Raw genomic sequence first — 20,732 nt, 5'->3', positions numbered from 1 at the left:
GGCATCGAATTACTTGAATACACCACTGAACCCCTGTGGGAGGGGGCTTGCCCCCGATGGCTGTGGATCAGTCACCTGATTCATCAACTGACACACCGCCATCGGGAGCAAGCCCCCTCTCACATTTAGATCAGCGTAATGCCGGGGGTTAGCGTGGCCGGCACCACCAGGCTTGGCGTTTCAAGCGACGCCACCGGGTACGCACAATAATCCGCCGCGTAATACGCACTGGCGCGATGGTTGCCCGACGCCCCCACCCCACCGAACGGTGCGGTACTCGCAGCGCCGGTCAGTTGTTTGTTCCAGTTGACGATCCCGGCGCGGCTTTCCAGCCAAAATTGCTGGTAACGCGCCTCGGAGTCCGACAACAAACCGGCGGCCAGGCCGTACTGGGTGTTGTTGGCCTCGGCAATCGCCGCCTCAAAATCAGCGTAGCGGATCACCTGCAACAGCGGGCCGAACAGTTCTTCGTCTTCGCGCTCGGTCACGCCGGTCACGTCGATGATGCCTGGGGTCAGCAACGCGGCCTGATCCTGCGGCTGGGTCATTTCCAGCAGCGCGACAGCGCCATTTGCCAGCATCAGCTCTTGGGCATCCATCAGCGCTTTCGCAGCGCCAAGGGAAATCACCGAGCCCATGAACGGCGCCGGTTGCTGGTCGAACGCACCGACTTCAATCGTCGCACTCACCGCCACCAGCCGCGCCAGCAATGCATCGCCCCAGGCGCCTTCCGGCACCAGCAGGCGACGGGCGCAGGTACAACGTTGGCCGGCAGAGATAAACGCCGACTGGATAATGGTGTAGACCGCCGCATCCACATCGGCCACTTCGTCCACCACCAGCGGGTTGTTGCCGCCCATTTCCAGGGCCAGGATTTTGTCCGGGCGTCCGGAGAACTGCTGGTGCAGGTGATTGCCGGTACGGCTCGAACCGGTAAAGAACAAACCGTCGATGCCTGGGTTGGCCGCCAACGCGATACCGGTTTCCCGCGCCCCTTGCAGCAGGTTCAACACACCCGCCGGCAGACCGGCTTCGATCCAGCACTGCACGGTCAGCTCGGCGACTTTGGGGGTCAACTCGCTCGGCTTGAACAGCACGGTGTTACCCGCCAACAAGGCCGGGACGATATGCCCGTTGGGCAAATGACCAGGGAAGTTGTAAGGGCCAAACACCGCCACCACACCGTGGGGCTTGTGGCGCAACACGGCGGTTGCGTCACCCAGGGGGCCGCTCTTCTCGCCAGTACGCTCCCGGTAGCTTTGCACCGAGATCGCAATTTTGTTGGCCATGCTGGTGACTTCAGTGGCCGATTCCCACAACGGCTTGCCGGTTTCCTCACCGATGCAGCGGGCGATTTCATCGGCGCGACGTTTAAGGGTCGCAGCGAAGGTTTCCAGCACGCTGATGCGCTCTTCCAGCGAACGCCTGGCCCAGGCCGGGAACGCCTGGCGCGCGGCCTGCACAGCGGACTCGACCTGCTCGGCAGTGGCGCCGTTGCCGGCCCACAGCACGTCTTGAGTCACCGGGTTGCGTGATTCAAACAACTCACCCTGGCCAGACAGCCAGCTACCTGCGATATACAGCGAATTCATTATTTCGACTCCCGAGCAGCAGACAACGGTACAGCGCGCACTTGATCACCCACCACCAGTTGCAGGCGTTTGGCGGTCTGCGGATCGACCACCAGCGTGCCTGCCGCCAGGCGGGCCGGTGCGGCGGTGATGCGGCACTCTTCGCGCTTGCGGTTATGGATCAGGAAAGGCGTGGCGTCGTCCCCCGGCGTGCCGATGGCCAGCACCAGCGACTGGCTGTCGCGCACCGCACGGATTTTGCTGGTCTCACACTCCACTGCCGGGCCGGCGTCGAAGATATCGACATAGCCCTGGTAGCTGAAGCCTTCGCTCTTGAGCATGCTCAGCGCGGGTTCGGTGTCCGGATGGACCTTGCCGATCACGTTGCGCGCGTCTTCCGACAGGAAACAGCTGTACAACGGAAACTTCGGCATCAGCTCGGCGATAAACGCCTTGTTGCCCACGCCGGTGAGGTAGTCGGCCTGGCTGAATTCCATCTTGAAGAAGTGACGCCCCAGGCTTTCCCAGAACGGCGAACGCCCGGCATCGTTAGACACACCGCGCATCTCGGCAATGATCTTGTTGCCGAACAACTGCGGAAACTCAGCGATAAACAACATGCGCGCCTTGGCCAACATGCGGCCGTTGAGGCCGTTGCGGTAGTCGGCGTGCAGGAACAACGAGCACAACTCGGAATTGCCGGTGAGGTCGTTGGCCAGGAACAGCGTCGGAATCTCGCGGTAAATGTTCAGTTCCTGGGAGGCGCTGACGGTCAGGCCCACCCGGAAGTTATACCAAGGCTCACGCAGGCCAACGGCGCCAGCGATGGCGGAAATCCCCACCACGCGGCCTTCGTCGTTTTCAAGCACGAACAGGTAGTCCGCATCGCCACGCCCGGCGTCGCCGCGAAAGGTTTTTTCCGCCCAGCCAACCCGATGGGTCAGGCGCTCTTCGTTGGCCGGCAAGGTCGTGAGGCCGGTGCCGGTGCTGCGCGCCAGATCAATCAGGGCCGGTAAATCGCTGCTGCGTACGGGACGAACGATCATGCTATCTCCTCAGACGGGCCGCTGTTGTCAGCCACCCGCGAAACTCAGTCTTTATACCGCTACCAAGCGCACACTCGCGCCTTCGCCAACGCCCAGGGCTTCGGCAGTTGCCAAGTCCAGGGTCACCGGTTTGCCGGGCGCGTAGTCCAGCTCCAGCATCACCGCACGGTAATCCTGCAACTGCGCGTTGCTCACGAGGTATTGGCGGCCGACACCCTTGACCATCTCGCCGATTTTCACCGGAACCACGCGGCTCTGGGCAATAGAGCGAATCCCCGAAACCCGCGCATGCAGCGTGGGGCCGCCATCGAAGATGTCGATGTAATGGTCGGTCTCGAAGCCCTCGCGCATCAGGATGTCGAAGGTAATCTGCGCACGCGGGTGCACCTGGCCCATGGCTTCCTGGGCTTCGTCCGGCAACAGCGGTACGTAGATTGGGTAGTGCGGCATCAGCTCGGCGAGGAACGTACGGCTTTTCAGCCCGCACAGACGCTCGGCGGCGGCGTAGTTGAGGTCGAAGAAGTTACGGCCGATGGCATCCCAGAACGGCGAATCACCGTTCTCGTCGCTGTAGCCGACAATCTCGGTCACCACCGAGTCGGCAAAGCGCTCGGGGTGGCTGGCGACGAACAGCAGGCGGCCACGGGAATTGAGTTCCGACCACGGCGAACCGACCAGCTCGGGCACCACGTAGAAACTGGTGAGCAGGCTGTTGCCGGTGAGGTCGTGGCACTGGGAAAGCACGTGGATCTTGTTGTGGATCTTCAGCTCGCGCGAGGCGTGCACGAAGGTCTCGTTACGAAAACTGTAGAAAGGCTCCGAGTAGCCGGCCGACGCGACGATGGCCGAGCAACCGGCGAGCTTGCCGGTCTCGGTGTCTTCGAGCACGAAGAAATAGCTTTCTTCACCGTTGAAACTTACCTCGGCCGCGAAGGACGCTTCGCTGGCGGCGATCTTGTCGCTGAGGCGTTCCACATCATCCGGCAAGGAGGTGACACCAATCGGGCTGTCCGCAGCCAGACGCTGTACCTCGCCCAGATCAGCCATTTGCGCGGGGCGCATCACCAGCATGGTGTCACTCCTTAACTCTAAAACTCATAGGGGAAAATTACCGGACATAGCTGGAACAACCATATTCCAATGTGGGAGGGGGCTTGCCCCCGATAGCGGTGTATCAGTCACCGGATGTATCAACTGAAAGACTGCTATCGGGGGCAAGCCCCCTCCCACATTTTTGACCCAGTCCGGCCGGCAGAAGGTGTAGTTATCAGGCTTGTGTCAGGGTTTTTACTGCACGTTCGAAGCGATCCAGGCCTTCGTTGATGTCCGCTTCTTCCACCACCAGGCTCGGCGCGAAACGCACCACGTCCGGACCGGCTTGCAGGATCATCAGGTTTTCTTTCTCGGCCGCGTTGAACACGTCCTTGGCCTTGCCTTTAAACGCATCGCTCAATACGCAACCGATCAGCAGGCCCATGCCACGCACTTCGGTGAAGATGCCGTACTGCTTGCCGATCTGTTCCAGGCGCGCCTTGAACTGGTTGTGTTTGGCGTTGACGCCGGCCAGCACCTCAGGGGTGTTGATCACGTCGATGACCGCTTCGGCCACCGCACACGCCAGCGGGTTACCGCCGTAAGTGGTGCCGTGGGTGCCGACCACCAGGTGCTTGGCCAGGTCTTCGCGGGTGAGCATCGCCGCGATCGGGAAACCGCCGCCCAGGCTCTTGGCGCTGGTGAGGATGTCCGGCGTCACACCGTAGTGCTGGTAGGCAAACAGGTGGCCGCTACGGCCCATGCCAGTCTGCACTTCGTCGAACACCAGCAGCGCATTGTTGGCGTCGCACAGTTCGCGGGCGCCTTGCAGGTAAGCCAACTCGGCCGGCAGTACGCCGCCTTCGCCCTGGATCGGTTCGAGCACCACGGCGCAGGTCTTTTCCGACACGGCGGCTTTCAGCGCAGCCAAGTCGTTATAAGGAACGTGGGTGATGCCGGTGATTTTAGGACCGAAGCCATCGGAATACTTCGACTGACCACCAACGTTGACGGTGAACAAGGTACGGCCGTGGAAGCTGTTCAGCGCGGCAATGATCTCGTACTTCTCGGTACCGAAACGGTCGAACGCCACGCGACGGGCCAGCTTGAACGCGGCCTCGTTGGCTTCGGCGCCGGAGTTACAGAAGAACACGCGCTCGGCAAAGGTGGCGTCGATCAGCTTATGGGCCAGGCGCAGGGCCGGCTCATTGGTGAACACGTTGGAGACATGCCACAGCTTGTTGGCCTGTTCGGTCAACGCACCGACCAGCGCCGGGTGGGCGTGGCCCAACACGTTGACCGCGATGCCGCCGGCAAAGTCGATCAGCTCGCGACCCGCCTGGTCCCACACACGGGAGCCTGCGCCACGCACGGGGATGAATGCGGCAGGTGCGTAGTTGGGAACCATGACCTGGTCGAAATCGGCACGTTGCACCGGGGCTTGCTCAACGGACATCGGAGTCTCCTGAAGAGGAACGCCTGCCTGGAACTGGCGGGCGATGCAGGGATTGTAAGGACAGTTTTCAGAGCGGCCTTGCCGCCAAGCGACAACTTCTTATAGCGCCAACCCGCGTTTTCAGCGGGTTTACGCCAATGCGACAAATAGCGTCGCAAAGGCGCAGTTTAAACCGTGCGCAGGCCTCGTGGGCAGGGGATGACAGGATCTTCGCAAATCAGCCCCAGCGCGCTGCGCTAACTGTCTACCGCCCAACGACAAGCCCGCGCTGTTTTGCTGAGCCTCTTCAAAAGCCATCAAGGAACGGCCCATGGCGCAGCATCCTGAAACCCAAACACCACACCTCGACATACTCCGCGACGCTATCCCTCCTTGGTTGGGCACGGCCAGTGCCGCCAAGCGCGTGGCGTTGAAAGCCTGCACGCCGTTGATTGCCGACTGGTATACCCGTGCAACCGAGTCGCAACATGCACAGCTCAAAGAACTCAACGCCGCCGCCTGGACCGCGCAGAACCTCGTGGACAAGGCTCTGGCGGCACTGAAAAGCCCGGAGCAGTTCGGCGCCGAACGCCTGCACGCGGCACTCAAGGACGAGTTCGGCATCGACACTGATGTGCGCACCACCTACCTGCAACTGTACGTCCCGTTGACCGTCGTCGGTTTTACCGTCAAGCAGGGCGCGGCCAGAACCTGGTCGGTCTCACTGCTGGAAGCGGCGCTGCACAACTTCGAAGCCGACGAGACCTACGCGCAGCACTCGGGCTTCAGCACGCAACCCACGGCCACAGGGCAGTTCAGCCCCCTGCCCGACCTCGACGCGAAGATCAGCATCGCGCAATTCACCCAACTCTGCCGGCGCCTGGACATCGGCGGCCAATACCAACGCTACCTGGACGAGTACCTCGACCTGGGCAACCCCGTGGCGCGCAACGCCCTGGAGCACTGGCTCAAACAAAGCCACTTGAGCGCGCTGAAATTCGCTCTGTACATGGCCTTGCTCAAGGACGAGCTGCCCGCCGCCAGCCACACCGCGGTACTCAATCTGATCGAAAACAGCGACGCCACGCACAACGGCTGCCCACCGCTGATGGCCCATGATTTATTCATCATGGATTGTCACCTCACTGGCGTGGTGCTGTTCGCTCCGGATCTGGAGAACAGTCGCGATACAGCCCCGCTGATCGCCTATATCCCCGACGATCCGCAACACCCGATCAAACACTACCCCAGTAGTACCGCGTTCATGCAGAGCCTGGTCGCCCGGCTGCGCTCGAAGGACTTTCAAGGGTTCTTCAGCCGTTTTGTCCGCCATGAAGACGCTGCGGTGTTCTTCGCCAACCTCAATCAACGCCTCAACCAAGTCACCTGGCATGCGCATAAACAGGGCGATCCACTGCCCAGTTGGCGTGACACCCCGACCCAGAGCCCCCAGCTGCAATTTCGCAGCCTCAGGATCAACGGTGACCTCTTCGCGCATCTATTCCAGATGCACCTGAGCAAGCTGCTGGCAGACGCGCAGAGCCGCGCGGTCTCCACCGCCAAGGTCGACCAGAACGCACGTTGGGAACGCTGGGAATTCCTGAAGAAAATCGGCGATACCCTGCTGCAGATCGTTGCCTTCGTGGCACTGCCGTTCGTGCCGCCGCTGGGCGCACTGATGCTGGCGTATACCGCCTATCAGGTGCTCGACGAGGCCTTCGAAGGCATCATCGACTGGGCTGAGGGCCTGCGACATGAAGCCCTGGGCCATGCTTTGGGCCTGCTGGAGCAGATGGTCCAACTGGGCCTGTTCGCCACCGGATTGCCCATCATCGAAGGACTGGTGCGCGAAGCATTGCCCGCGCAGCTGCTGGCTTTCATCGAGCGCTTGCAACCGGTCAAGCGGCCCAACAGTCAGCGCCGTCTGTGGCGACCCGACCTCAGCCCCTATCGCCAGGACGTGACACTGCCCGCCGAGGCACGCCCGGACGCGCAAGGCCTGCACCTGCACGCAGACAAAAACATCCTTAGCCTCAATGGCGAGCGCTATCACGTGCAGAAAGACGCCGGCCGCTATTTCATCCAGCACCCCACGCGACCTTCGGCTTACCGTCCGGCCGTGATGACCAACGGACAGGGCGCCTGGGTCACCGAGCTGGAAAACCCCTTGAGCTGGGATAGCACTACGCTGATGCGCCGCCTCGGTTACCAGACCGATTCATTGAGCGACGCGCAATTAGCGCAGGTCCGCGACAGCAGCGCTACCCATGACAACACGTTGCGCAAAACGCACAGCACCCAGCAGCCGCCACCACCGCTACTGGCCGACACCCTCAAGCGCTTCAAGATCGACCAGCAGTTGCAGGAGTTTGTGACACAGATGAACAGCGACGACCCGGCGATCTACGCCAAGGCCGATCCGCAGACCCAATTGCAGTTGCTGATCAGCTATGGCCTGTGGCCCTCCGGCAAGACCTTGCGGGTGGTGGATGCCAGCGGCAACACCCTGTGGGAGTTCCTCGGAGAATCCGGGGCCAGCACTGTGCAGGTACTTGAGGAGCAATTGCGCAACGGCGACCTGCTGCCCACCCTGATCGACAGCCTGAATGAGCCGGAGCGCAAGGAACTACTGGAAGAAGAATTCGGCCTGCCTCCCGCCTCCAGCCGCACCCGCGCAGCCGCTTTGCGCAAGAAACTTGCGCGTATTGCCCAGGACAAGCGCTTCTCACTGTTCGACTCACGCTACCGCGGCCAGGACCGCACAAGCGACCCACGTGTGCAAAAACTCATCGACAGTGCCTCGCGCCCCGGCCTGCCGACACCGGTTGCCGAGGAGTTACTGGCCGGTGCCAGTGGCGAGGAGCTCAAGTCGATCGACGCTGGCAACGTACCGACGCGCCTGACCGAACTGGCCGAATGGTCGTTGCATGAAGTGCGCACCACACGCGCCTATGAAGGCCTGTATCTGGACGCTGTGGAAAATCCGGACACTTGCCGGCTGGCGCTGCATTCGCTGGAAAACCTCAATGGCTGGCCCGAGTGGATTCGTCTGGAACTGCGCCAATACCGCGCTGACGGCGAGTTGCTCGACGCCATCGGGCCTACTTACGCGCCGACCAAACGTACGCTGGTGGCCACACCGGACGGCCAATTCATCCCCGAGAACGGCCAGACCGCACTGTTTGGCAGCACCGATTTCTTCACCGCCGTCCTGCAGGCCCTGCCTGACAGTGCACGCAATGCGCTGCAACTTCATATCGGCCAGGGCCCACGCCTCAAGCAGGCGATCGGCGATGCCCCGGTGGATCGCCCTACCTTGCGCGACATATTAAAGAGCGACCCGCACAACAAACCCAGCTACGACCCCAATGTCATGCGTTTGCGCGGCGGCATGGACGGTTACCCGCCAGCCATTCCCGAGGTGCCGGGACCCAGCCGCGGCCCCTCGCTCGAACAACAGCTGCAGACGCTGCGCCCGCAACTGTCGCGCGCAAGAATCCGCGACATGATCGCCGCCCTGCAAAATACCCCCGGCGGAGCACAACTGGCCTTAACCCGGTTGCGCAACGAATACATCCAACTGGACCTGAACCTGGTGGTCTGGGAATCCCAGACACCCCGTGTACACCCCACAACCGGCGCTACGCTGAGCGCGCTCCAATATGAATACCTGCGGCGCGACCGCAATTTGTTTGCCCACCAACTACGGCGAGCCTGGCGCCAGGAAACCGAGCTCGATAACTTCTATGAGCCGCCAGCCATCAACGGTCATATCCTGCGACTGTCAGCCCCCCTGCTGGGTGAGTTGCCCACCCTGAGTGCACGCTTCGAACATGTCTCTCACCTGGAATTGCAGGGTGCGCACCAACGCATGGAAATCGACGGATTCCTGCAGCTTTTTCCAAGCTTGCGTCGGCTGAACATCCGCAATCTTGCCGTGGACGAACTGCCGCCCAGCCTGGCCTCGATGAACACGCTCAACGAATTGATCCTGAGCAGCTGCAACATCCGCCTCACCGAGCAAAGCCATGCGGTCATCAACAACATGACGCGCCTGTTGACCCTTGACCTGTACAACAACCCCCTGACGCTGACTCCCAATGTGGAACAGATGCCGCAGCTGCAATACCTGGACCTGGCCAACACCGACATCGAGCAACTGCCCGAAGGATTGCTGAGTCGCAGCCACCTGACGCTGGCGATGCTGTCCAATAACAGGATCAGCGAGTTGCCTGCCGCCCTGTTCGATTTGCCCGTCGACATCACTCGGCATTTCGACCTGTCCAACAACCCGTTGTCCGAGCCGACACTGGAGCGCGTCAAAGCCTACTTCCAGCGTACCCAACACTACTTGGAAGCGATCCCGGCCAGGGTCGACGCGGAGCAGGCCAAAAGACTGTTCCCCTCGTTCAACGGTGACCAAATCAACCGCTTCATTTTTGGCCTGCCAGGGGACCTGGCAGCCGGTCGCGTCGAGATGAGTCGGCTGGAGAACGAATTTCCCACTATTCGTCAGGATTGCCTTGGCTGGGCCAACGACAGCAGCGTCACCGCCGAGGAACAGGCCCTGCGCCACCGATTCATCGTTGCCCTTGAGGCAGGCTGGCGACGCGATATCACCTCGGGCGATGTCAACTTCGGGCTGCCGATGCTCAGCTACGAATTCAGCCTTTTCCTCCCGGTGAGCGGCGATTTGCCCGCCCTGCGCACCTCGTTCAATCATGTGTCCGTGCTCGCCTTAAAGGGCTTGGGCTCACCGTTGGGTCTGGATGCGTTCCTGCGCAGTTTCCCGGCGCTGACTGCGCTGCATATCGAAAACTATGCACTGAGTGAACTGCCGCGACTCGGCCACCTGCCAAACCTGTCGTACCTGGTGCTGGACCGCTGCACGCTGCAATTGTCGCCATCCGCGCAGCAAGCCTTGCAGGGCATGCTTGAACTCAAGCACCTGAACCTCGATAACAACCCGCTGGCGCGACTGCCGGATTTCAACCAGCTGCCCAATCTGGTCAGCCTGTCACTGCGTAACACTGGCTTGAGCGAACTGCCCCGCTCGCTGATTCAGCCGGCGGTATTGCGTGCCCGCGTGGACTTGAGCCAGAACGCTTTGCGCGAGCTGCCTGAAGAGGCCTTCGAACTGCCGCGGGCGGCCAGCAACGCATTCGACCTGTCGGCCAACCCGTTGTCGCCCTCGACCTTGCACGCGATCAAGCGCTATTGCCAAGCCAAGGGCGAACACTGGAATGCCAGCATTCCCGATGCACAATTGCAGCGCATCAACGCGCTCTACCCCAGCCTCACGGAGCGAGATACCAAGCGCATCTTTTTTGAGCTACCCGGCGAACTGGAGGAAGCCGACGCGCAAATCAGCCGCCTGAGTGCCGAATACGAGCGGCTCGACAGCGACCTGGAGGAATGGGTACTCAACGTCCCCGCCATGGACCAACTGGCCAACCCCCTGCTGATCGAAAATGCCCGCGCCGAGGAGCAGGTGCGTCGCCTGGCATTCAAGGAATTGATACTGCGCTGCTGGCGCAGAGAAACCGATCTGGATGAAAACGAATGGCCCGCCCGAAACACTCACAAGCTGATCTTCAACGGCCAGCTTTCCGGAGATCTGCCAGCCCTGAATGCGCGCCTGGAACATGTGACGCTGATGGAACTGACGGGCGACAAGCGCCATGTTCGCGTAGGCGAATTCCTGCAGGCGTTCCCAAACCTGACTGCGCTGACAGTGGAGCAGCACGCCCTGCAGCGGATTCCCGACCGGGTGTTCGAACTCAAGCAATTGCGCCTGCTCAAGCTCAGCAATAACCAGATCCGCCTGACGCCGAACAGCATCGAGCAACTGTCACGCCTGACGGAGCTCACTTACCTGGATCTGAGCGACAACACCCTCACCCAAACGCCGGACCTGCGCAACATGACGCGACTGACGATGGTGTACCTGCACAACTGCAGGCTGCGCGACATACCCACGGGGATCTTCAGCCTACCGCGCCTGCGGGCCGTAGACCTGAGCGACAACCTGATCGAGCACTTGCCGGACGACCTGCTGGGAATGCCACTGCCGCTCGACGATGACTCGGATGTGAGCGGCAACCCCCTGTCTCCCGAAAGCCTGACGATCTTGCGTACCTATTACCGGCAGACGGGTTATGAGTTGGGCGTGGAGGAAGCGACATACGACGAAAACATGGAGGACATAACCCCGCCCGGCACACCGGAACCCATGGAGGAGTGAGACAGTCGCGTACCTGTTCGTGACAACCCGGTTTCAGCCGCGTTCGGACGGCACCGATGACAACTCGAACGGGCTGCTGCTGCGCCGTTGATTGCGGTCTTCACGCGGGGTGGCGCCGAAGAAGTTACGGTAGGCGCTGGAGAAGTGTGGCCCCGAGGAGAAGCCGCAGGACAGGCCGATCTGGATGATCGACTTGCTGGTTTGCATCAGCATTTGGCGGGCCTTGTTCAGACGCAGCTCCAGGTAATACTGGCTGGGGACGCGGTTGAGGTACTGCTTGAAGATCCGCTCCAGTTGTCGTCGCGACACACAGACGTGCTGGGCAATTTCGTCAGTGGTCAGCGGTTCTTCGATATTGGCTTCCATCAGCAACACGGCCTGGGTCAGCTTAGGATGGCTGGAACCCAGGCGGTTTTGCAGAGGAATCCGCTGGCGTTCGCCGCCTTCGCGGATGCGTTCCACCACCAGTTCTTCGGAGACCGCACCCGCCAGTTCGGCGCCGTGGTCGCGGGCCAGTACCGCCAGCAGCAAGTCGAGTACCGACATGCCACCGCAGGCGCTCAGGCGATCACGGTCCCAGTCGAACAGGTGGCTGGTGGCGATCACCTTGGGAAAACGTTCGGCGAAGTCATCCTGCCAGCGCCAGTGCACGGCGGCGCGATAACCGTCGAGCAGACCGAGTTGGGCCAACGGGTAAACGCCGGCCGAAAAACCACCGATCACACACCCGGCCCGCACCAATTGCTTGAGGGCCGTGCTCAGTTGCGAGGCAATAACGGTTGGCGGCTCGTCGGCCAGCAGAAACAGTTTCTGAAAGCCTTCGAGCTTGCCGGCCCATGGTTCGCCCGGCAATTGCCAGGCGCCTTCGGTGGCGGGCTCGGCGAGCAAAAACGACAGCTCGTAAACCACATCCGGATGCACCCGCTGAGCAACGCGTAAGGCCTCCTCAGCCAGCGCAAGCGTGAGTGCCTTTGTGCTGGGCCAAATCAGGAAACCAATTTTATGGGCGGTCATGGAGTGCTATCCGAAGCCTGTAACAGTAATGAAGACAAGGGCCAATGCTAGCCCGTAAACCAACACAAAGCTTAAAAACGATAAAGATCCAACTGTAGAACCCCAATGTAGAGATCCATGTGGGAGGAATTATTTCAAGCTGCCGGACAGGAACTGCTGCAACCGCTCGGACTGCGGGTTCACCAGCACTTCCCGCGGGTTGCCGCGCTCTTCAACAATCCCTTTGTGCAGGAACACCAACTGGTTCGACACTTCGCGGGCAAAGCCCATTTCGTGGGTGACCACCACCATGGTGCGGCCTTCCAGGGCCAGGTCCTGCATCACCTTGAGCACTTCGCCGACCAGTTCGGGGTCCAGCGCCGAAGTCGGTTCGTCAAACAGCATCACCTCAGGTTCCATCGCCAAAGCACGGGCAATCGCCACACGCTGCTGCTCGCCCCCGGACATATGGCCAGGGAACGCATCCTTACGATGGCCCACGCCGACTTTAGCCAGATAGTGCTCGGCCTTTTCACGGGCATCTTTCTTCGACATGCCCAACACGTGCACCGGGGCTTCCATCACGTTTTCAAGCGCGGTCATATGCGACCACAGGTTGAAATGCTGGAACACCATGGACAGGCGCGAACGCATGCGTTGCAGCTGCTTGGGATCAGCGGCCTTCAGGGCGCCGTCCTTGTTGGCCACCAGTTTCAGCTCTTCGTTATTGAGCAGAATCTTGCCGGCGTGGGGTTGCTCCAGCAGGTTGATGCAGCGCAAAAAAGTACTTTTGCCCGAACCACTGGAACCGATGATGCTGATCACATCACCGGCCGCAGCGGCCAGGGAAACGCCTTTGAGCACTTCATGACTGCCATAGCGTTTATGCAGGTCTTGGACTTCAAGTTTGTACATGCGGTCGGTTCTCACAAAAACAGGTGGTCAGTCGTTGAGCAAGCGCCCGTGTCGCAGCGCGTCGCGCCCCGCCACCTTGGCCAGCCAGAAACCCGCTTGGGCATAACGTAGCCGTTCAACGGCAAACAACACCCCCGACGTACCGGCGCAGATAATGCTCACGCGGTCTTGCAGGGGGTCAATCACTTCAAAAATCGGTTCGCCGGCGTCCACCCAGTCTCCGGCTTTGCGCAGGTAACTGATCACCCCGGCGTGGGGCGCGAAGAGCAACTCGGTGCCTTCAAACGGCATGCCTTCGCACGCTTCGTGCTGCGCAGCCGGCCATTCGCCGTTGATCAGGCCTTGCTCGGCAAGGAATGCGAGGATGCCCTCGGCGTGGAAGATTGCTTCATCACGCCCGGTGTCGGCTTGACCGCCCAGTTCCAACGTCGTCGCGAGGCACGCCAACGGGATCTGAGCGTCCGGAAACATCCGGGACAAACGCAACCATGGCAGCGAGCAGGCTTCATCAAACGAGCTGCCACCGGAATCCTCCGCCAACAAGCCCACCTTCACATTCAGATGCGCCGACAGCGAACGCCACTGGGGCCAATGCTGGGGCAGCGCGTACATATGCAGCGCGGCTTCGGCGTCGCAATGCAGGTCGAGGACGATATCGGCGGTGCACGCGTGGCTCAGCAAGACGCGCTGCATGCCTTGCAACTGGCTGCTCGGCTCGGGCAAGTCGCTGAGCGCATCGCTCATGGCCTGACGGATCAGGCGCACATTGGCATGGGGATCATCCCCCAGCTTGCCTTGAAGCAATGCGGCAACCGGTTCGCTCAACTCGACGAAATCGCGGTTGAAATTCTTGCCACTGCCTACTTCGAAACGCCCCTGGTGGCTGCCTTGCAACAACTGGCCCAGTCCCATCGGATTGGCCACCGGCACCAGCTCAATCACCCCGTTAAGGGCGCCTTGCTGTTCCAGTTCTGTCAGGCGTTTTTTCAGTTCCCAGGCGGCGCGCATGCCGGGCAGTTCATCGGCGTGCAGGCTGGCCTGGATATAGGCCTTGCGCTCGCCGCTGCCGAAACGGAACACGCTCAGTTGGCGCTCGCAGCCCAGGTGGCCCCAGGGCAACAGGTGGTCGATACGTTCCATATCAGTGCTTCCGTGGAGCCAGGTAGCTCAGCCAGCGGCGCTCGGCCAACTTGAACAGGCGCACCAGGATAAAGGTCAGGCACAGGTAGAACACGCCAGCGGTGATATAGGCTTCGAACGGCAAGTAGAACTGGGCGTTCACCGTGCGTGCGGCACCGGTGATGTCGATCAGGGTGACGATGGAGGCCAGACTCGTGGTCTGGAGCATCATGATCACTTCGTTGCTGTACTGCGGCAGCGCACGGCGCAAGGCCGACGGCAGCAGGATGCGGCGATACAGCTTATAGCGCGACATGCCCATCGCCTTGGCCGCTTCGATCTCGCCATTAGGCGTGGCCTTGAGGCTACCGGCAATGATCTCGGCGGTGTAGGCGCTGGTGTTGATCGCAAAGGCCAGGCACGCACAGAACGTGGCGCTGGACAGCAGGGGCCACATAAAGCTTTCGCGCACCGCTTCGAATTGCGCCAGACCGTAGTAGATCAGGAACAGTTGCACCAGCATCGGCGTGCCGCGGATCACGTACGTATAGAGCCAGGCCACACCGTTCACGACCGGCTGCTTGGACACACGCATCAACCCCAGGGGCAAGGCGGCGAGCAGGCCGAAAAACAGCGAGATGGCGAGCAATTTCAGGGTAGTCAGCAGGCCGCCAAGGTACAGCGGCATGGCCTCCCAGATGACGTTGTAGTCGAAGATCATAGATCAGCCGCCCTTACGCCTACCGAGTAGCGCTTCTCAAGATAGCGCAGCGCCAGCAACGATACGCTGGTGATCACCAGGTACATCGCCGCCACTGCGAGGAAGAAGGTAAAAGGCTCGCGGGTGGCATCTGCCGCCTGCTTGGCCTTGAACATCATGTCTTGCAGGCCTACCACCGAGATCAGCGCGGTGGCCTTGGTGAGTACCAGCCAGTTGTTGGTGAAACCAGGGATCGCCAGCCGAATCATCTGCGGCACCATCACCCGGAAAAACACTTGGAAACTGCTCATGCCATATGCAAGGCCGGCTTCGGCCTGTCCCTTGGGGATGGCCATGAAGGCGCCACGGAAAGTTTCCGAAAGGTAGGCGCCAAAGATGAACCCCAGAGTGCCGATACCGGCGGCCAAAGGGTTCAAGTCGATATAGTCGTCGTAGCCGAGCATCGGCGCGACGCGGTTGAGCAGGTCCTGGCCGCCGTAGAAAATCAGCAGGATCAGCACAAGGTCAGGGATCCCGCGGATCACCGTGGAGTACAAGTCACCCAGCCAGGCCAACCAGCGCACCGGCGACAGGCGTAACGCGACCCCGATCAGACCCAGAACAATGGCCAAGGCCATGGACGACAAGGCGAGCTGAAGCGTCAACCATGCGCCATCGAGGATGACGGCCCCGTAGCCTTTCAACATGATTCAGGTCCTCGAAAAGGGGGATGAAAAAATGGCGCAAACCGCAGGAATTCTGTTGCTTGCGCCATTTAGGACAGACCGCTGCGACGTTTTACTGGGCTTCTGGGCCGTAAATGTCGAAGTTGAAGTACTTTTTCTCGATTTCTTTGTATTTGCCGTTGGCACGGATCGCAGCGATAGCAGCGTTGATGCGGTCCAGGTTTTCCTTGTCGCCTTTACGTACCGCGATGCCTATGCCGTCGCCGAAGTATTTGGCGTCAGTGAAGGATGGGCCAACGAACGCATAGCCTTTACCAGCGTCGGTCTTCAGGAAACCGTCTTCCAGCAGGGTGGCGTCGGCCACGGTACCGTCGAGGCGGCCAGCGGCCACATCCAGGTAGATTTCGTTCTGAGTGCTGTAACCCTTGATGTCAGCGCCTTTTGGAGCCAGGACTTCACGAGCGAAGCGGTCGTGGATCGAACCACGCTGCACGCCGATCTTCTTGCCTTTCAATTCATCCAGACTGTCGCTGACAGCGGTGCCTTCCTTCATCACCAGGCGTGCTGGGGACAGGTAGTAGCGATTAGTGAAATCAACGGACTTCTTGCGGTCTTCAGTGATGGACATGGACGACAGGATGGCGTCGATCTTGCGCACTTTGAGCGCAGGGATCAGGCCGTCGAACTCTTGCTCGACCCACGTACATTTGACCTTCATCTCTTCGCACAGGGCGTTGCCGATGTCGTAGTCAAAACCAACGATGTTGCCATCCGGCGCCTTCGAGGCAAACGGAGGGTAAGCCGCTTCGATACCAATTTTCAGAGGCTTGCCTTCAGCGAAGGCCTGCATGGACAGCACGGACAGCGCCAGGGCGCCCAACAGCACGAGTTTCTTCATCTTGGGACTCCATCGGTATAGGGCAAAACAGCAGTATGAGCCATGGCCCACGATGCGGCGAAGGTGAAACCGAATAGCGGTGCTGCGTCCGACACCAATTCAACATCGGCGACGACGAGCGAGTGATCGGCATTCTAACGACAGGCCGGAAGCCGATATTTCCTCAATGCGACAACAATTTACAGAAGCACAGAGAAAGCGGTTCCAGCTCATTGACAGCCCCTGGATTTTATGCAGAGACAAAAGACATTAAACCTGTAGACGCTGCAAATTGCGGGCCTATTATTCGCAAACCCTTCTGGCACGGCAAGTCTGGCGTTTAATCTTATTTCTTGGGGTGTCTGGAATGGGGTTTTTCGGGGCACGGGCGTAGCGCTTTGCCTCATGTGTGGACATGGGGTTACACATTTGCCCCGCCCGGTAACATTCAGAAACCTCCTACGCGATAAACCGATATTTATTCGGGTGGCGCAGATCCAAACGTGGGAGGGGGCTTGCTCCCGATGGCGGTAGACCCTTGACAGCTGTATTCACCGACCCACTGCAATCGGGGGCATGCCCCCTCCCACACTGGATCCCCACCGGCTCGAAGCGAACATAAAAAAGCCCCACCCGGCTCACACCGAATGGGGCTTTGTCCAACCAACCTCGCCTTAAGCGACGTTCATGGTCTTGTGGGTTTCAATCAAATGCGCCACTACACCTGGATCCGCCAGGGTGGAGATATCGCCTAACCCGTCGTACTCAGCCGTGGCGATCTTGCGCAGGATACGGCGCATGATTTTGCCCGAGCGGGTCTTCGGCAAGCCCGGCGCCCACTGGATCACGTCCGGCGAAGCAATCGGCCCGATTTCTTTACGCACCCAATTTTTCAGCTCCAGGCGCAGCGCTTCGTTTGGCTCTTCGCCATTTTTGAGGGTGACATACACATAAATGCCCTGCCCCTTAATGTCATGCGGCACCCCAACCACCGCTGCCTCAGCCACTTTAGGGTGGGCAACCATGGCGCTTTCAATCTCGGCAGTGCCCATGCGGTGGCCGGAAACGTTCAACACGTCATCCACACGCCCCGTGATCCAGTAGTAACCGTCCTCGTCACGGCGCGCGCCGTCACCGGTGAAGTACATGCCACGGAAGGTCTTGAAGTAGGTATCTACGAAACGGTCATGATCGCCAAACAGCGTACGCGCCTGGCCCGGCCACGAATCGAGGATCACCAGGTTGCCTTCGGCAGCCCCTTCGATCAGGTTGCCCAGGTTATCCACCAACGCCGGCACCACACCGAAGAACGGCCGTGCAGCCGAGCCTGGCTTGAGCGCATGGGCGCCCGGCAGCGGGCTCATCATGTTGCCGCCGGTCTCGGTCTGCCACCAGGTGTCGACAATTGGGCAACGGGATTGACCGACGTTCTTGTAGTACCAATCCCACGCTTCCGGGTTGATCGGCTCGCCAACGGAACCGAGCAGGCGCAGGCTGCTGCCGTCAGCACCTTCAACGGCTGCGGTGCCGGAGGCCATCATTGCGCGAATGGCGGTCGGCGCGGTGTAGAGGATGTTGACCTTGTGCTTGTCGACGATCTTCGCCACCCGAGTGATGTCCGGGTAGTTAGGCACGCCTTCGAACAACACCGTGGTCGCGCCATTCGACAGCGGGCCATAGACAATATAGGTGTGGCCGGTGACCCAGCCGACGTCGGCAGTGCACCAGTAGATTTCGCCCGGGCGATAGTCGAACACGCGCTCGTGGGTGAGGCCGGCGTAAAGCAGGTAGCCGCCGGTGGTGTGCTGCACGCCTTTAGGCTTACCGGTGGAACCGGAGGTGTAGAGGATAAACAGGGCTTCTTCGGCGCCCATTTCTTTTGGCGCGCATACGGTGCCCGCCACTTTCATCAGGTCTTCGTACCAGATGTCGCGATGCTGGTTCCACTTGATCTGGCCATTGGTGCGTTTACACACGATGACCTTCTGGATGCTGCTGGTTTCCGGGTTGGTCAGTGCGTCGTCGACGTTCGCCTTGAGCGGAATTTTCTTACCGGCGCGAATGCCTTCGTCGGCAGTGATCACCACCTTCGACTTACAGTCGATGATGCGACCGGCCAGGGCTTCCGGCGAAAAACCACCAAACACCACCGAGTGAATCGCACCGATGCGGGTACACGCCAGCATGGCAACCACGGCTTCGGGGATCATCGGCATATAGATAGTCACCACGTCGCCGCGGTGCACGTCCTGGCCACGCAGGGCGTTGGCGAACTTGCAGACTTCTTCATGCAGCTCGCGGTAAGTGATGTTGCGGCTCTCGGCAGGGTCATCGCCCTCCCAGATGATCGCAATCTGGTCGCCACGCTCGGCGAGGTGACGGTCCAGGCAGTTATAGGACACGTTCAGGGTGCCATCGGCGAACCACTTGATGTCGACATGGTGATCGTCGAACGAGGTCTGCTTCACCGTGGTGAAAGGCTTGATCCAGTCAAGACGCTTGGCTTGCTCACGCCAGAAACCGTCGGGGTTGACCACCGACTGCTGGTACATGGCCTTGTAGGTCGCCTCATCGGTCAGCGTGTTGGCTGCTACTTCGGGGCGAACGGGGTACAGGGAAGCCGCACTCATCTTTCTTACCTCGGTGACAATAGTTGTTTTTGTATGCCCTGTTGTAGCCGGGGCGACCCCATAGAACCATTCGACGATGGTAGTAACAAGCCCCTACACATTGCCCTGGTATCGGCTGACAGGGCTCTGGGCCAAGGGCTGCAAGGCTTCTGGCGCTGTGTGAAAAAACCTTTACCACGGGATTGTTACAAAAACCGCCAATAGTGTTTATCAAAAGCACGGGTATATGAATATAACCCGCAGGCCTAAAATCAACTCCGTCAACACGACGCCGTGGTTTACACGGCAGTGATTAACAACGTAACAGCCCCCACGAAGGCAACGTTAATCCGAACTAACCAATCCTAAGTTACACACGTGGCCTCACAAGGGCCCCGTGACCCCTTTCGCCCTGAAGAAGGTAAGTAAAGAAATGAAAGCTCTCGTAGTTATGGCCCTCAGCAGCTTGTGCGCCACAGCCGCCCTGGCCGACGAAGCCCCGACCGAGCTGGCCGGCCAGAACGCCCCGATTGTTGAAGATTACACCTACAGCACCCACTTGGACGTTGCCAAAGTATTGTCCATGAGCGAAGTTCCGAATGTATGTGAAGTTGTACCTGCGAAGATGGAATATGAAGACTCCCAGGGTCAACGCCATATTCTTAATTACAAGATTATGGGCAACGGTTGCTCTAACGGCTAACAACTTAGTCAGTTAGAAAACACCCGGATCTTATTCGCCGCAAGAAATCGTTCTTGCGGCAAAGAACCGGCTTGAGGCACCACGCAGTCCAGGTGTGGGAGGGAGCTTGCTCCCGATAGCGTCAACCGCCGCACCTCTCTATTACACCCTACGTCCCGTCCCCTGCCCCCTCCCGCAAAAAGCCGCTCATCGCTCCTCAAAAAAAACCAACCCCAGCAAAGCCTCGCAAACACACGCCTTGGCCGAAAACCACGCCATTTTGGCCCTCGCCCGTGACCATCCACCGCAACACAAAACCGAATTTTTCCCTATAATGCGCGGGTAAATCGGGCCTGCAATATCCCTTTACACTGGGACGAAGAGCCAGACCTGAGGCCTCCGCGCGAGCTTGCACCTACCGCTGCGCACCTCAAGCCTCAAGCAGAGTACCCGTAACCCTATTCCGTTTAATGCCTGCGCTAGCTGCTGCAACAAACGATTCCTTAAGATCCACCGCGGCCCTAGGGCCGTGTGAACACCCAACCATCCGGTTTCACACGGGCACCTTTGAGCCCTCACGCAGGAGACGACACGTCATGCTGAGCTGGGACGAATTCGACAAAGAAGAAGAAGGCGAAGTAGCCACCAAAGGCGCCAACGCCGGCCACGCCACCGAAGCCAACATGGACCGCCTCGACGGTGCCGGCGCCGCTGCCGCCATCGAAGCCCGCGCCGTCACCGCCAGTGACTCCGCCGCCATCGTGCGCGCCAAGGCTGCCCTGGACAAACTCGACGTCGCCGAAGGCCTCGCCGAGCTGGAAGG

The 20,732-nt window shown here is 60.1% G+C and carries 13 protein-coding genes and 1 pseudogene; 3 read left to right on the top strand and 11 right to left on the bottom strand.

What is annotated here, in order from left to right; translation table 11 throughout:
- Positions 1–125: 125 nt before the first annotated feature.
- The 4 genes from astD to ACEN2T_RS28820 form a co-directional block, all read right to left on the bottom strand.
- The gene (astD, locus tag ACEN2T_RS28835) at positions 126–1,595 is read right to left on the bottom strand and encodes a succinylglutamate-semialdehyde dehydrogenase (protein WP_442117930.1); all 1,470 of its coding nucleotides are present in this window, start codon (positions 1,593–1,595) and stop codon (positions 126–128) included.
- Complete coding sequence (gene astA / locus ACEN2T_RS28830; RefSeq protein ID WP_032886754.1) at positions 1,592–2,617, bottom strand: arginine N-succinyltransferase; 1,026 nt, start codon at positions 2,615–2,617, stop codon at positions 1,592–1,594. Before astA ends, astD begins: the two co-directional genes overlap by 4 nt.
- 51 nt (positions 2,618–2,668) lie before the next feature.
- Positions 2,669–3,688 carry an arginine/ornithine succinyltransferase subunit alpha gene (gene aruF / locus ACEN2T_RS28825; protein ID WP_032886753.1) on the bottom strand — a complete coding sequence of 340 codons (1,020 nt, stop codon included), beginning with the start codon at positions 3,686–3,688 and terminating at the stop codon, positions 2,669–2,671.
- A 196-nt stretch (positions 3,689–3,884) separates the two neighbouring features.
- Positions 3,885–5,105 carry an aspartate aminotransferase family protein gene (locus ACEN2T_RS28820; protein ID WP_181640579.1) on the bottom strand — a complete coding sequence of 407 codons (1,221 nt, stop codon included), beginning with the start codon at positions 5,103–5,105 and terminating at the stop codon, positions 3,885–3,887.
- A 310-nt stretch (positions 5,106–5,415) separates the two neighbouring features.
- Between ACEN2T_RS28820 and ACEN2T_RS28815 the strand changes: the two genes are divergently transcribed.
- On the top strand, positions 5,416–11,328 hold the full coding sequence (locus ACEN2T_RS28815) for a dermonecrotic toxin domain-containing protein (RefSeq protein ID WP_442117928.1): 5,913 nt from the start codon (positions 5,416–5,418) through the stop codon (positions 11,326–11,328).
- 33 nt (positions 11,329–11,361) lie between these two features.
- Here ACEN2T_RS28815 and ACEN2T_RS28810 read toward each other — a convergent pair whose 3' ends face one another.
- From ACEN2T_RS28810 to acs, 7 genes are all read right to left on the bottom strand, one after another.
- Positions 11,362–12,342 (bottom strand): GlxA family transcriptional regulator, encoded by a 981-nt coding sequence (locus ACEN2T_RS28810; protein WP_442117927.1) that lies wholly within the window; start codon positions 12,340–12,342, stop codon positions 11,362–11,364.
- 129 nt (positions 12,343–12,471) lie between these two features.
- Positions 12,472–13,236 (bottom strand): ABC transporter ATP-binding protein, encoded by a 765-nt coding sequence (locus ACEN2T_RS28805; RefSeq protein WP_032886749.1) that lies wholly within the window; start codon positions 13,234–13,236, stop codon positions 12,472–12,474.
- A gap of 27 nt (positions 13,237–13,263) precedes the next feature.
- Positions 13,264–14,376 (bottom strand): succinylglutamate desuccinylase/aspartoacylase family protein, encoded by a 1,113-nt coding sequence (locus ACEN2T_RS28800; protein WP_339484356.1) that lies wholly within the window; start codon positions 14,374–14,376, stop codon positions 13,264–13,266.
- A 1-nt stretch (position 14,377) separates the two neighbouring features.
- Positions 14,378–15,076: an ABC transporter permease gene (locus tag ACEN2T_RS28795; RefSeq protein ID WP_032886747.1), complete on the bottom strand. Its 699-nt coding sequence runs from the start codon at positions 15,074–15,076 to the stop codon at positions 14,378–14,380.
- Positions 15,073–15,762, bottom strand: a complete 690-nt coding sequence (locus tag ACEN2T_RS28790; RefSeq protein WP_032886746.1) for an ABC transporter permease — start codon at positions 15,760–15,762, stop codon at positions 15,073–15,075. The genes ACEN2T_RS28795 and ACEN2T_RS28790 overlap by 4 nt, the downstream gene beginning before the upstream one ends.
- Positions 15,763–15,853: 91 nt before the next feature.
- Positions 15,854–16,639, bottom strand: a complete 786-nt coding sequence (locus ACEN2T_RS28785; protein ID WP_032886745.1) for an ABC transporter substrate-binding protein — start codon at positions 16,637–16,639, stop codon at positions 15,854–15,856.
- Between the two features lie 653 nt (positions 16,640–17,292).
- Positions 17,293–19,248 carry an acetate--CoA ligase gene (gene acs, locus ACEN2T_RS28780; RefSeq protein ID WP_032886744.1) on the bottom strand — a complete coding sequence of 652 codons (1,956 nt, stop codon included), beginning with the start codon at positions 19,246–19,248 and terminating at the stop codon, positions 17,293–17,295.
- A gap of 412 nt (positions 19,249–19,660) precedes the next feature.
- On the opposite strand from acs, the gene ACEN2T_RS28775 reads away from it, so the two are divergent.
- Positions 19,661–19,930: a DUF2790 domain-containing protein gene (locus ACEN2T_RS28775; protein WP_032886743.1), complete on the top strand. Its 270-nt coding sequence runs from the start codon at positions 19,661–19,663 to the stop codon at positions 19,928–19,930.
- A 575-nt stretch (positions 19,931–20,505) separates the two neighbouring features.
- Positions 20,506–20,732, top strand: a pseudogene (locus ACEN2T_RS28770) (ribonucleotide-diphosphate reductase subunit beta); the annotation flags it as partial.

This window comes from Pseudomonas sp. W22_MBD1_FP4, from assembly GCF_052113765.1.
GTDB lineage: Bacteria > Pseudomonadota > Gammaproteobacteria > Pseudomonadales > Pseudomonadaceae > Aquipseudomonas > Aquipseudomonas sivasensis.
This window is presented reverse-complemented; position numbering and strand designations above follow the sequence as displayed.

Bases quoted from the DNA above. Each gene is read 5' to 3' on its own strand.
- astA (WP_032886754.1), bottom strand. From the start codon at position 2,617: ATGATCGTTCGTCCCGTACGCAGCAGCGATTTACCGGCCCTGATTGAT.
- aruF (WP_032886753.1), bottom strand. From the start codon at position 3,688: ATGCTGGTGATGCGCCCCGCGCAAATGGCTGATCTGGGCGAGGTACAG.
- ACEN2T_RS28820 (WP_181640579.1), bottom strand. From the start codon at position 5,105: ATGTCCGTTGAGCAAGCCCCGGTGCAACGTGCCGATTTCGACCAGGTC.
- ACEN2T_RS28815 (WP_442117928.1), top strand. From the start codon at position 5,416: ATGGCGCAGCATCCTGAAACCCAAACACCACACCTCGACATACTCCGC.
- ACEN2T_RS28810 (WP_442117927.1), bottom strand. From the start codon at position 12,342: ATGACCGCCCATAAAATTGGTTTCCTGATTTGGCCCAGCACAAAGGCA.
- ACEN2T_RS28805 (WP_032886749.1), bottom strand. From the start codon at position 13,236: ATGTACAAACTTGAAGTCCAAGACCTGCATAAACGCTATGGCAGTCAT.
- ACEN2T_RS28800 (WP_339484356.1), bottom strand. From the start codon at position 14,376: ATGGAACGTATCGACCACCTGTTGCCCTGGGGCCACCTGGGCTGCGAG.
- ACEN2T_RS28795 (WP_032886747.1), bottom strand. From the start codon at position 15,076: ATGATCTTCGACTACAACGTCATCTGGGAGGCCATGCCGCTGTACCTT.
- ACEN2T_RS28790 (WP_032886746.1), bottom strand. From the start codon at position 15,762: ATGTTGAAAGGCTACGGGGCCGTCATCCTCGATGGCGCATGGTTGACG.
- ACEN2T_RS28785 (WP_032886745.1), bottom strand. From the start codon at position 16,639: ATGAAGAAACTCGTGCTGTTGGGCGCCCTGGCGCTGTCCGTGCTGTCC.
- acs (WP_032886744.1), bottom strand. From the start codon at position 19,248: ATGAGTGCGGCTTCCCTGTACCCCGTTCGCCCCGAAGTAGCAGCCAAC.
- ACEN2T_RS28775 (WP_032886743.1), top strand. From the start codon at position 19,661: ATGAAAGCTCTCGTAGTTATGGCCCTCAGCAGCTTGTGCGCCACAGCC.